The organism is Bacillus yapensis (assembly GCF_005280205.1).
Classification (GTDB): Bacteria; Bacillota; Bacilli; order Bacillales; family Cytobacillaceae; genus Robertmurraya; species Robertmurraya yapensis.
Genome location: NZ_SUND01000006.1, coordinates 12,877 through 25,684 on the forward strand (window position 1 = coordinate 12,877; position 12,808 = coordinate 25,684).

12 protein-coding genes and 1 pseudogene are annotated in these 12,808 nt (G+C 39.0%); 10 read left to right on the top strand and 3 right to left on the bottom strand.

What is annotated here, in order from left to right; genetic code table 11:
* Positions 1–14: 14 nt before the first annotated feature.
* The 3 genes from cysT to FAR12_RS08930 are packed head-to-tail and all read left to right on the top strand — an operon-like array spanning position 15 to position 2,728.
* Complete coding sequence (gene cysT, locus FAR12_RS08920) at positions 15–851, top strand: sulfate ABC transporter permease subunit CysT (protein ID WP_126408352.1); 837 nt, start codon at positions 15–17, stop codon at positions 849–851.
* Between the two features lie 13 nt (positions 852–864).
* Entirely contained in the window at positions 865–1,704 is an 840-nt protein-coding gene (gene cysW, locus FAR12_RS08925) for a sulfate ABC transporter permease subunit CysW (RefSeq protein WP_126408353.1), read from the top strand.
* Positions 1,705–1,708: 4 nt separating this feature from the next.
* Positions 1,709–2,728 (top strand): sulfate/molybdate ABC transporter ATP-binding protein, encoded by a 1,020-nt coding sequence (locus tag FAR12_RS08930; RefSeq protein WP_126408354.1) that lies wholly within the window; start codon positions 1,709–1,711, stop codon positions 2,726–2,728.
* Between the two features lie 16 nt (positions 2,729–2,744).
* Here FAR12_RS08930 and FAR12_RS08935 read toward each other — a convergent pair whose 3' ends face one another.
* Positions 2,745–3,638, bottom strand: a complete 894-nt coding sequence (locus FAR12_RS08935; protein WP_126408355.1) for a DMT family transporter — start codon at positions 3,636–3,638, stop codon at positions 2,745–2,747.
* Positions 3,639–3,819: 181 nt separating this feature from the next.
* Between FAR12_RS08935 and FAR12_RS08940 the strand changes: the two are divergent.
* The 3 genes and pseudogenes from FAR12_RS08940 (at position 3,820) to FAR12_RS08950 (ending at position 6,588) form a co-directional block, all read left to right on the top strand.
* A pseudogene (locus FAR12_RS08940) lies at positions 3,820–4,111 on the top strand (hypothetical protein).
* A 122-nt stretch (positions 4,112–4,233) separates the two neighbouring features.
* Positions 4,234–4,770 carry a putative ABC transporter permease gene (locus FAR12_RS08945; RefSeq protein ID WP_246010363.1) on the top strand — a complete coding sequence of 179 codons (537 nt, stop codon included), beginning with the start codon at positions 4,234–4,236 and terminating at the stop codon, positions 4,768–4,770.
* Positions 4,771–4,887: 117 nt separating this feature from the next.
* Positions 4,888–6,588: a methyl-accepting chemotaxis protein gene (locus tag FAR12_RS08950; protein WP_126408357.1), complete on the top strand. Its 1,701-nt coding sequence runs from the start codon at positions 4,888–4,890 to the stop codon at positions 6,586–6,588.
* Between the two features lie 162 nt (positions 6,589–6,750).
* Here the strand turns inward: FAR12_RS08950 and ilvD are convergent, their stop codons facing one another.
* Positions 6,751–8,430 (bottom strand): dihydroxy-acid dehydratase, encoded by a 1,680-nt coding sequence (gene ilvD / locus FAR12_RS08955; protein ID WP_170972150.1) that lies wholly within the window; start codon positions 8,428–8,430, stop codon positions 6,751–6,753.
* Positions 8,431–8,636: 206 nt separating this feature from the next.
* On the opposite strand from ilvD, the gene FAR12_RS08960 reads away from it, so the two are divergent.
* From FAR12_RS08960 to FAR12_RS08975, 4 genes are all read left to right on the top strand, one after another.
* The gene (locus tag FAR12_RS08960; RefSeq protein ID WP_126408358.1) at positions 8,637–9,233 is read left to right on the top strand and encodes a DUF1836 domain-containing protein; all 597 of its coding nucleotides are present in this window, start codon (positions 8,637–8,639) and stop codon (positions 9,231–9,233) included.
* Positions 9,230–9,868 (top strand): PAQR family membrane homeostasis protein TrhA, encoded by a 639-nt coding sequence (gene trhA, locus FAR12_RS08965; protein ID WP_126408359.1) that lies wholly within the window; start codon positions 9,230–9,232, stop codon positions 9,866–9,868. Before FAR12_RS08960 ends, trhA begins: the two co-directional genes overlap by 4 nt.
* Positions 9,869–9,950: 82 nt before the next feature.
* Positions 9,951–10,253, top strand: a complete 303-nt coding sequence (locus tag FAR12_RS08970) for an iron-sulfur cluster assembly accessory protein (RefSeq protein WP_126408360.1) — start codon at positions 9,951–9,953, stop codon at positions 10,251–10,253.
* 156 nt (positions 10,254–10,409) lie between these two features.
* A complete protein-coding gene (locus tag FAR12_RS08975; protein ID WP_126408361.1) occupies positions 10,410–11,201 on the top strand; it encodes a GNAT family N-acetyltransferase in 792 nt (263 codons plus the stop codon).
* 137 nt (positions 11,202–11,338) lie between these two features.
* On the opposite strand, the gene FAR12_RS08980 is transcribed toward FAR12_RS08975, so the two are convergent.
* Positions 11,339–12,796 carry an aldehyde dehydrogenase family protein gene (locus FAR12_RS08980; protein WP_126408362.1) on the bottom strand — a complete coding sequence of 486 codons (1,458 nt, stop codon included), beginning with the start codon at positions 12,794–12,796 and terminating at the stop codon, positions 11,339–11,341.
* Positions 12,797–12,808 lie beyond the last annotated feature (12 nt).

The following is a 12,808-nucleotide window of genomic DNA, read 5'->3' on the forward strand; positions in this document are numbered from 1 at the left end:
AGGGGAGCTAGCACGTGGTTAAAAAGATAAAACCTCAGAGAGTTTTACCAGGCTTTGGCCTATCCATGGGGTATACGATCATCTATCTAAGTCTCATAATCTTAATCCCGATTACCGTGCTATTTTTAAAAGCATCCACGCTAAGTCTTTCGGATATTTGGCAAACTGTTACAGATGATAGAGTTGTAGCTTCCTATAAATTAACATTCTATTCATCATTTGTTGCAGCAGTGGTCAATGCCGTATTTGGAACTTTGATTGCCTGGGTATTAGTGAAGTATCAGTTTCCTGGCAAAAAAATTATCGACGCGCTTGTCGATTTACCTTTTGCATTACCTACAGCCGTAGCCGGGATTGCTTTGACGACCATTTACGCTCCGAATGGCTGGATTGGTCAGCTTTTTGAACCAATGGGGGTAAGAATTGCCTTTACCCCTATTGGCATTATGATAGCTTTAACATTTATTGGGCTGCCGTTTGTTGTGCGAACGGTTCAGCCTGTTTTACAGGATTTTGACCGACAATATGAGGAAGCAGCTTCTACTCTTGGAGCAAATTCAATTCAGATTTTCTTTAAAATTATTTTGCCAACACTTTTTCCAGCCATTTTAACAGGATTTGCACTCGCATTTGCAAGAGCATTGGGGGAATATGGTTCAGTCGTATTCATCTCAGGGAACATGCCGATGAAAACGGAAATTGTTCCATTGCTTATCGTGACGAAGCTAGAGCAGTTTGACTATGCAGGAGCAGCTGCCATTGCATCAGTGATGCTCATATTTTCATTCATTCTACTATTCGCGATTAATTTTTGGCAGTGGCGAATATCGAAAAAGCATCAAGTAGCTTAGAGGAGATAGAAAGATGAATACTAAAACAATTGCTCAAGCAAATACAGTAAGCCTGCAAGGGCTGAAAAAATGGGTACTCATTGGGATAGCTCTTGCATTCTTAGGCTTATTTATCGTCATTCCACTTATCGCTGTTTTTTCAGAGGCTCTAAAAAAAGGAATTGAGCTTTACTTTGCATCACTTACTGAACCGGATGCACTTTCCGCAATCAAACTAACTTTGATCACAGCTGCCATAGCGGTACCGGTTAATACAATTTTTGGCGTCATTGCTGCCTATGCTATTGCGAAGTTCTCCTTCAAGGGAAAAAATATTTTGGTTACCTTGATTGATATTCCTTTTGCAGTATCGCCAGTTATCGCTGGCCTAGTGTTTGTTCTTTTGTTTGGTTCACAAGGTTTGCTGGGGCCGTTCCTTGAGGCGCATGATATAAAAATCGTTTTTGCTGTCCCAGGAATAATTTTAGCTACGCTTTTTGTGACGTTCCCGTTTGTTGCCCGTGAGTTAATTCCGATCATGCAAGAGCAAGGAACCGATGAAGAGCAAGCAGGGAGAATGCTTGGAGCAAATGGCTGGCAAATGTTTTTCCGAATTACCTTGCCAAACATCAAATGGGGATTGCTGTATGGTGTGATTCTTTGTAACGCCCGTGCAATGGGGGAATTCGGTGCTGTCTCAGTCGTCTCTGGTCATATTCGTGGAATGACGAACACGATTCCACTTCACGTAGAAATTTTGTATAACGAATATAATTTTACTGCGGCTTTTGCAGTCGCATCATTGCTTGCTATCCTCGCCTTATTCACGTTAGTACTAAAGAGCGTAGTGGAATGGAAGTCGAGAAAGGAGTGAAAACATGGGCATTACAATCGAAAAGGTTTCAAAAGCATTTGGAGATTTTGCAGCCATTAAAGACGTCCAATTAGAAATTCCATCTGGAGATTTCATCGCACTATTAGGGCCATCTGGTTCTGGTAAAACGACATTGCTACGTTTGATTGCAGGTCTAGAAAGTCTGGATTCAGGTAAAATATTGTTCAATGACATTGATTACTCGAATAAAACCGTGAAGGAACGCAAAGTTGGCTTTGTTTTTCAGCATTATGCATTGTTTAAGCATATGACCATTTTTGAAAATATCGCCTTTGGTTTAAAAGTGAGGCCATTCAAACTCCGACCATCAAATCAAGAGATCAAGGAAAGGGTCTACAGTTTATTAAAATTTGTCCAACTGGAGCATATGGCTGACCGCTATCCTTCCCAGCTTTCTGGGGGACAAAAGCAAAGGATTGCCTTAGCGAGAGCATTAGCTGTTGAACCTGAGGTGCTGCTCCTTGACGAGCCTTTTGGAGCACTGGATGCAAAGGTGCGACAAGAGTTACGACACTGGCTCAGAGAAATTCATGAAAAGCTGAACATAACAACGATTTTTGTCACGCATGATCAAGAGGAAGCTTTAGAAATGGCGGATACGATTGTCGTGATGAACCAAGGGCAGATTGAACAAATTGGCTCACCAGATGAAGTCTATCATCACCCAGTTAACGCATTTGTTTACCGTTTCTTAGGAAGGGTAAATGAATTTATTGATTCAGAGAACGAGGTCACCTACATTCGGCCGCATGAGGTTGTGTTGAGGAAAAGTGCTCAGGGAAATAGTGTACCTGCCAAAGTCCTTCACGTTCATTCTGTCGGTTCATTGGTTCGGATCCAACTGAATCGACTTGACACAAATGCTCTTTTTGAAGCAGAAGTAAATACAGAAAAATATCAAGAAATCGGTCCGCTCAAAAAAGGTGACCTGCTCTACGCCACATTCTCCAATTTAGTCGCTTTTGGAAATGAGCAAAAAGAGGCATTAACGGCCATACTCTAATAAAAAAAGTCTGCCTTCATATATAGGCAGACTTCTTTACTTCTTGTTCTTTTTTTAAATAGGGATTCCAATTCACAAAGAAAATCCCGACAAAGATAAAACATCCTCCAATTAAAACATTCAAGCTTAAAGCTTCATCTAGCAATATCCAGCCAGTTAAGACACCGAAGAAAGGAGCTAAAAAAAGAAAGGCACTTGTTTTACCTGGATCACCTTTTCGCAAAACCGTAAACCAACTACCGAATTGGACAATTGAGGCCATAATTGCTAGCCAAAACAAAATAAACATGGATTCGCTCGTGATAACAAAAGTCGGTTTTTCAAAAATAAAGCTGAAGACAAAGAGGGCTATTCCACCGAAGAGCATTTGATAAGCTGTTAAAACCCAATTATCAAATTCAGGCTCCCATTTTTTTATTAATAATGTTGCGATCGCCCAGCTTACAGCAGAGGCGATTCCTAAAATAGTTACAATTTCAAACTGTAGGCTCATTCCTAAAGTAATAAACACTCCTATAAATCCAATTGTAACCCCGAACCATTGCAGTACTCGATATCTTGCTTTCACGAAAATGGTTCCAAAGAGAACGACAAGGAAAGGGTTTGTAAATGTCAAAATGGACGACTCTCCTGCGTGGATTGTTTTTAAGCTTAAGAAAATACAGGCCATGACCCCGGTTGTTTGAAATAATCCAACTAAAGCCATTTTGCTCCATGCTGAGATTTTTTTCGGGTGTGGTCTTTTTAAAACCTTTACTAACAAACCCATGAGTAATCCTGCAATTGTGAAACGAAAGGCAACGAGCAAAATCGGCGATGAATAAGCTAGCCCCATTTTTCCAATCGCAAACGACGATCCCATTAAACTTGTCGCTAATACGATTAATCCTGCATAAAGCCACCTGTTCATAATTGTTCTCCCGTCAATTTGTAATTATTAGAAATTTTATACAATTTGATAAAGAAATACAAATTTGCTGATTGAAAAAGAAAAACATCCCACCCTAAGCAAGGGTAGAATGTTATTCGAAAATCATGCAGTTAGTTAATGTTATAATGGAAAAAACCTTATTTTAAGGGGTAATTATTAGATGAAGTTAACGAATTATACGGACTATTCCTTACGAGTGCTTATTTTTCTAGCGTTAAAAAAAGACGGAGAGTTGAGCACGATCCAGGAAATTGTAGATACGTATCATATATCAAAAAATCATTAAAGAAGGGGGAAGTTATTGCGTTTTTACCCCGGCTTGTATGCTGAAACAAGCGCTACATGAAGCGCTTCAAGCTTTTATAAACGTGCTATCAGGCTATGCATTAGAGGTCCTTGTTGTGAATAAAGAAGAATTACAACAACTACGGTTATTAGCATTTGAAAAATGAGAAATCTCTAAACTATAGGTTTGGGGATTTTTTTTCGTTTGGAATAAAATTCCTACTATTGCTAAACCTATCCTGTGACAAAATACTTGGAAGGTGAACGCATTATGATAGAAGAATTATTAATGAATATTTCTCTAAAGATTGCTCCTATAATCTATTTTTTTACCATTTATTCTTTATTTGGTTGGATACTTGAGAATTTTCATAGTCTCTTTACAAGACGGTTATTTTTGAAACCGAATTTTTTCCTAGGGCCATTCAAACCGATGTATGGGTTTGCACCTGTACTTCTCGTTTCATTCATTTCTCCTCAAACGAATTGGGTATTTGCTCTATTTCTCTGTTTCCTTATTCCTACGGTGATTGAATATGTAAGTGGTTCATTACTTGAAAGATTTTTCCGAAAAAAGTGGTGGGATTATTCAGCAATAAGTTTGAATATCCAGGGGCATATTTGTCTAACTTACTCGTTATGTTGGATTTTTCTTTCATATATATGTGTTTACTTTCTTCATCCAAAAATAGAGTTCTCATTTCAAAGATTGGAGCCAATTGTGCTCAAAATTTGGCCACTCCTTCTCGCATATTTTTTAGCAGAATTCCTATTAGCAATTAGAAGACATATAGGACGAAACCAATCCTTTGAAACAATAGGTTAAAGTTTTGTGAAATCTTGGCTAAATTTGACGAATTGTGCGTTTTTGTCCATTGCTGGATTAATTTTTAACCCTTATAATATTGAAGTATTTGACTAAGAAAACAAAGAGGAGCTTGGTATGAAGAGGAGAAAATGGAGTTTCAAGCTTGGACAAAAAATTAATCTAATTGTATTAGGAATCATTTTATTCTTATCAGTAGTAGTTGGATTTGTTGTTGTTGAGCAAGTTACAGACGGAATTAAAAAATTTGCTACTGAGAAGGCAAAAGGGGATTTAAATCTAGGAAAGAGCTATTTGGATGCAAAGTACCCGGGTAATTGGGAAATCAAGGGCGGAGATTTATACAAAGGTTCAGAAAAAATCACAGATAACTTTGAACTTGTTGATGAATTAGGAGAAAAAACTGGAGATACCATTACGATTTTCCATGGTGATACGCGAGTTGCAACCAATGTTATGATTGATGGAAAACGTGCGGTAGGAACTCAAGTTTCTGAAGAGGTAGCCCAAGTAGTTTTGAACGATCATAAGGATTTCTTTGGAGAAGCAAACGTAGTGGGGAATAAGTATATGTCTGGATATACCCCAATAATAGATAAAACTGGCGAAGTAATCGGAATTTTCTATGTTGGTGCGCCACAAAGTATTATTGATGATACAATTGCATCCTTTATGAAAATCTTTATTATTGTACTTGTTATCGTGATTATTTTATCTTTAGCGATTTCATATTGGTTTACTAGAGGTTTAACAAAACGACTTTCTTCAATTTCCAATGCTATGAATGATGCGAAAGAAGGAGATTTTACAAAAGAAGTTATAGATACAAAGGGTGATGAATTAAGTCAACTTGCTGAAAGCTATAATTCTATGAAGGAAAATCTCAAGAACATGATTCAAAAAGTAATAGAGACTTCTGATCAGCTAGTTGCTTCTTCTCAGGAGTTAACATTAGGGGCAGAACAAACAGCAAAAGCAACGGAGCAAATTACATTATCTATTCAAGAGGTTGTTGAAGGAGCGGACAAACAAGCTAATAGCTTGGGTGATACGGCAAGGGCGATGGAAGAGGTAACAGTAGGTATCTATAATCTTGCAGAGAGTTCCTCTGTTATTGCCGAGTCTGCGCAAAATACACGTGATCATGCAAAACAAGGTGGAATCATGGTTGGAGATACAGTGCAGCAAATGGGGGCTATCCACCAATCTGTAAATGATAGTAGTACAGCAATTCAATTGCTGGATGAACGCTCTAAGCAAATAGGGAATATCACAAATACTATTTCAGATATTGCAAATCAAACGAATCTATTAGCTTTGAATGCTGCGATTGAGGCGGCTAGAGCTGGTGAACATGGAAGAGGATTTGCTGTTGTAGCAGAAGAGGTCCAAAAATTAGCCGTTCAGTCTCAGGAATCCTCAACGCAAATCTCAGAATTAATCAATGCGATTAAAAAGGATATGATTGATACGTATCAATCGATGGAACAGGTTAAAGTGAATGTGAACAAAGGAATCGGAATTGTCGAAAAGACAGAAGAAAACTTTGTTGGCATTATGAAAGCTATGGAAGCAATGGAAATACAAGTTTCTGAAGCGGCTGCAACTTCTGAACAAATGTCAGCAAGTGCAGAGGAAGTGTCAGCTACCGTAAACGGAATTGCTGAGATTACGAAGCAGTCTACAGCACATACGCAAACCGTATCTGCTGCAACGGAGGAACAGCTTGCGTCGATGGAAGAGGTGCTTGCATCAGCAAATTCGTTGGCCTCGATGGCAGATGAGCTTCAGAAATCAGTTGGCAAATTTAAAATATAATTTAAACCAACGGCCTGAGCGCTATGATTTGCGCTTGGACCGTTTTTTTATTTGCATTTATAGGGGGATTCAGAGGAATTGCGTATTTCCAAATCATGTGAATTGCATCTCCTCCCATAATAACAAAAAAGAGACGAACCAAGTTCGTCTCCTTGCTAAAAACTAAACCTTCATCACGCCGCCAGTGCTTGCGTTTGTAACAAGCTTGGAATAGCGAGCTAAGTAACCTTTTTTCACTTTTGGCTCAAATTCTTTCCAATTTGCTTTGCGTTTTTCCATTTCCTCATCGGAAACTTCTAAAGTAATTTTACGATTATTCAAATCAAGTTCGATAATGTCCCCATTTTCTACGAAGGCAATAGGACCACCCTCAGCTGCTTCCGGAGAGATATGTCCAATTGAAATTCCTCGTGATGCACCGGAGAAACGGCCGTCGGTAATAAGTCCGACCTTAGCTCCCAATCCGCGTCCGACGATTTGAGATGTTGGAGCAAGCATTTCAGGCATTCCAGGTCCACCTTTTGGACCTTCATAACGAATGACAACCACGTCGCCTTCTTTTACTTTGCCTGTGATAATACCAGACAATGCGTCCTCTTGGGAATCAAAGCAGATAGCTGGTCCGCGATGGTAGCCGCCAACGACTGGATCGACTGCTCCGACTTTGATAACGGAACCTTCTGGAGCAAGGTTGCCAAATAAAACAGCAAGCCCACCTTTTTCAGAATGAGGATTATCTAATGGATGAATGACATCCTTATCAAGAATGTCGCAGCCTGCTACATTTTCTTTTAACGTTTTCCCTGTTACGGTTAAACAATCGCCATTCATTGCACCTGGTTTCTTCAAGACTTCATTGATGATCGCACTTACACCACCGGCATTATGAACATCCTCGATATGATAGCTCGATGCAGGAGCGATTTTTGCAAGATGTGGAACACGAGCTGCGATTTCGTTAATGCGTTCAAGTGAATATTCAATTTCGGCTTCATGAGCTAAGGCTAATGTGTGTAAAACTGTGTTAGTTGAACCACCCATGGCCATGTCCAAAGCGAAAGCATTATCGATTGCATCAATCGTCACGATGTCTCGTGGTTTGATGTCTTTTTCGATTAACGTCATTAGTTGCTTCGCAGATTTCTTCACAAATTCCTTACGTTCTTCTGCGACAGCTAAAATCGTTCCGTTTCCTGGTAGGGCAAGTCCAAGCCCTTCAGCTAAGCAATTCATCGAGTTTGCCGTGAACATTCCGGAGCATGAACCACAGGAAGGACATGCTACTTGCTCTATTTCTGTTAATCTAGCTTCATCGATTTTACCAGCTTGGAAGGCACCAACACCTTCGAATACAGAAGTTAAATCAAGAGCATTCCCTTGACTATCTACTCCAGCCTTCATTGGACCACCACTGACAACGATTGTAGGGATGTTAACGCGAAGGGCAGCCATTAACATTCCAGGTGTAATTTTGTCACAGTTTGGGATACAGACCATCCCATCGAACCAGTGGGCAGCAACAACGGTTTCTACCGAATCAGCAATGATTTCACGACTTGGAAGAGAGTATCGCATTCCGATATGTCCCATTGCGATTCCATCATCGACCCCAATTGTATTCATTTCAAAAGGGACGCCGCCAGCTTCACGAATCGCATCCTTGACAATTTTTCCGAACTCTTGCAAGTGTACATGGCCTGGTACAATATCAATATATGAATTTACTACTGCAATAAATGGTTTATCAAAATCCTCTTCCGATACGCCAGCAGCTCGGAGTAAGCTTCGGTGAGGCGCTCGATCAAATCCACTTTTAATCATATTACTTCTTAATTCAGCCAACTTAGCTCCCTCTCTTTTTGTGCAAATTTTTAAACTTTTTCATATTTTAACATTATTTAGAGGAAAGTGATAGGATTTTTGCTTCAATGCTTTTATTCATAAAAGTTTTACATAGTTTTGGAAACTACATATTACATTCGTCACATTTACATAAGGTGGTTTCTGGGGTAATATAAAGGTGAAGCTAATTGAAATGAGGTTTTATGATGGAAAAATTAGAAAAGTTTATTGAAAGTTTAAATTTACAAAATCAGATCTCGCTTATAGATGTTCCAGAAATAGATTTATATATGGACCAGGTTATTCAATTGTTTGAGAATAAATTTAAAGACTCGATTCGAAATGATGATGAGAAAATACTGACTAAAACAATGATTAACAATTATGCGAAGTCAAAATTATTTTTCCCAATTAAAAATAAGAAGTACTCGAAAGAGCATTTGTTATTGATAAGTCTTATTTATCAATTAAAGGGTGCGTTATCCATCCATGATATTAAGGAAACCTTTAAGGGTATAAATAGAATGATGGCTGATGACGAAAGCTTTAAGCTTGATCGCTTTTATAGTAGCTATTTAGAGCTTTGCAATAGCAATGTCGCTAATTTCAAGGAAGATATAAAGGAACGAGTACAAGAGGCAAATTCGGAAGTGATTGATTTGGAGACAAATGAATCCGAGTATCTTGAAAAGGTATTGTTAATTGCTTCACTCGTTAATGTGAGTAACTTATACCGAAGAGCTGCCGAACAATTAGTTGATGAGATCATTGAAATAGAAGCAGGAAAGAAGGAGAAAAATTGAGCGAAACACATACGTTTACGAAAGGTGAAGAAATTGCGAATGCTATAACCCATGGGATTGGGGCGGTACTTAGTATCGTCGCGCTAGTATTATTAATTGTGACTTCAGCGATACACGGTACGTCATGGCATATTGTTAGCTTTACTCTGTTTGGATGTTCAATGTTGTTAATGTACACTTGCTCGACCATGTTGCATAGTCTCCCAGCGGGAAAAGCGAAGGATATTTTTGAAATCCTTGATCATTCTTCCATCTATTACTTCATTGCTGGAACGTATACTCCATTTTTATTTCTAATCATCCAAGGGTGGTTAGGTTGGACGATTTTTGGGATTGTGTGGGGACTGGCAATTGGAGGAACGGTCTTCAAGTCCTTTTTTGCGAAAAAGTTTGTTTTCTATTCAACTCTTCTCTATGTCTTAATGGGCTGGTTGATTGTATTTGCATGGAAACCGATCTATCATAATCTTCATCCAAATGGAGTTGCCCTTCTTGCGATTGGAGGTCTCCTTTATACCCTTGGTTCTGTTTTTTACGTATGGAGAGGCTTTAAATTTCATCACACTCTTTGGCATTTATTTGTGATTGGTGGCAGCATGGCTCATTTCTTTTGTGTGTTTCTCTATTTAATTTAAGAGTTGAGCAAGTTTTTAGGTTTGTCTACTTTTTACTGTATAATAATAGTGGTTAGGAATTTTTACGTATGGAGGAATATTCATGAACGTTAAAATCAATAAAAATGCAGCAAAGGTTTTGAAGGAAATGTTAGCTTCTGAAGAAGCAGAAGGCAAGATGATTCGCGTATACATCACGCATATGCATGGCGACCATGCACATTACGACCTAAAGCTTGATACTCCAACGGAGCATGATGAAATTGTTAAGACAGATAAGGATGTTGAAATCCTTGTAGATAAGCGCGAAGAGTTTTTGGACGGTGTATGGATTAAATATTTCTATGTTCCGCAAGAACAATTTGAAATTACGAATCCTTCTAAGGATCATCACCACCATCACTAAGAATGGACGAGCCCTTGCATGTTGCAGGGGCTTTTTTTGAACTTTAAAAAAAGGGGCTTTTTTGAACTGAAAAAAGATTCCTCATTTTGTGAAAATTTTCCACCTTTTATTTAGAAATTTTGGTAAAATAGAAAAATTAAAGGGAGGAGATTTTTCATGATTAGAAGATTAACCAGTGATGATCACAAATTTTGCTTTGAACTAGTAAACTCTCAGCCTGCTGAAAACCTTTTTATCATCGGAGATATTGAGGCTTATGGATACGATAAGAATTTCCAAAAAGTGTGGGGAGAATTTAATGAGGCCGGAGAATTAATTGCGGTTCTTTTGAAATATGAAAATAATTATATTCCATTTGCGACTGGAGATTTCGATGCAGAAGGATTTGCTAAAATAATGGATGAGGATCCTGATTTTTATTTTATGTCGGGTTTAAAAGACATTACCGGTAAAATCGAGCCATATGTAAAGAGACCTTTGGTTCGAAAAAGACAGACTTATTATACCAAATGTACGGAACTGAAATTAGCCACTACTGACGTATCTATGGTAAAGCAAGCAAATCCAGAGGATGCGGAGGAACTTGTTACCCTACTTAATAATATTCCAGAGTTTAGCGATTCGATTATTACGGTGGAAAGAAAACGAAGAGGATTAGCGGATGGTACATCAAGATCCTTTTATGTAGAAGAGGATGGGAAAATGGTTTCAACTGCATCGACTGGAGCGGAAAATTCAACTTCAGCGATGGTTGTGGGTGTTGCAACATTGGAAGAGTATAAGAAAAAAGGTTATGCAACCGCGTGTGTGACAAAGCTTTGTGAGGTCCTTTTAAATGAAGGAAAAGAGCTCTGCTTGTTTTATGATAATCCTTCAGCGGGAGCAATCTACAAGCGGATCGGCTTCCAAGATATCGGGTTTTGGATGATGTATACATTTGAACGATGATGACTATTCTAGCTGTACTTGTAGGGATTGAATTATACGAGAGAATTCTATCTTATTAGAATTACACTCAAAAAGAGCTCGCCCGATTTTAGAGGGGCGAGCCCTTATTTTTATTACCCACTTACCACGTGTCGATATTAAAACGGAAATTGCCTTTCCTTCGTTTGAACTGATACCCATTTGGTGATGGTAAATTCCTCGACCACCCACGGATTTCCAAAGCGACCTAGCCCACTTGCCTTATTTCCGCCAAAAGGAATATGGGGAGCATCATTGACAGTTTGGTCATTGATATGAGTCATTCCAGCATCAATTTGTAGAGCGAGCTCTTCACCTTTTTTCAAGTCACAGGTGAAAATAGATGAACTTAAACCATAATCTGTATCGCTTGCTAGAGCAATGGCATCTTCGTCGGTTGAGGCTTTAATAATCGTAGCAATCGGAGCAAATAACTCTGTTTGGGCTAGTTTGCTAGAGTTATCAACATTAGTAAATACATACGGAGTTAGGACATTTCCTACGCGCTTTCCTTCAAGAGCAATTGTTGCTCCTTCGCGCTTCGCTTCTTCTATATAAGATAGAGCTTTTTCCAACTGTCGCTCATTAATCAGAGGTCCAATGACGGTTGAAGGGTCACTTGGATCACCGTAAGGAAGAGCCTTTGCCCGCTCCACAAATTTTTCCACAAAAAGGTCGTATTTGTCTTGATGGACAATGAACCGATTGATAATCATACAGATTTGTCCCTGATGAATGAACTTACCAAAAATAGCAGCGTTGACGGCTTGGTCCACGTCGGCGTCTGATAAGACGACAAAGGGACTGTTGCCACCAAGCTCTAGGGAAACGCGCTTTAGACGTTGTCCAGCGATTCCACCAATATGGCGACCAACAGCTGAAGACCCAGTAAAGCTAATGAGCTTAGCAATCGGATTTGTTAGCATCCCGTCACCAATTTCCTCGATATCGGTAAGAACAATATTTAAAACACCTTTTGGTAATCCCGCTGCTTCAAAGGCTTTGGCAATTATAGAACCACCTGATAGACCAACTTGAATATCCGGTTTATGAACGACGCTATTGCCTAGGGCGATCGCCGGTACGATCGTACGCAAAGATAAGTTTAACGGAAAGTTAAAAGGTGAAATTGATGAAATAACACCTAATGGTAAGCGATAAATATGATTCAGCTTTTCATCCGTACCCGCTACTTCCCGTACTTTGTAAATTTCATCAACGTATTTAAAAGATTCTTCAAGAATTTCTAAAGCGAGATGATGTTCGACATGACATTTTAAAACAGTACCGCCAGTTTCACGAATAAGCGTTTGAACAATCTCCTCCTGATTGTCCTTTAAATATTGAGCAACTTTATGAAGAACTTCCTTTCTTTCCTCAACTGTAGATTTGGCCCACTGTTTCTGAGCGTTTTCTGCAATCTTAAAGGTCTCCTCAAGTTGTTCACTAGTCGCTAGACGGACAGAGGTAACGACGGAACGATCGTAAGGATTTAAAATATCGTAGGTTCTCGTACTTTTTCCTTCCGTCCACTCCCCGTTAATAAAGCTTCTGTTCATAACTCCAACGGCTTGCATAACAAAACTCCC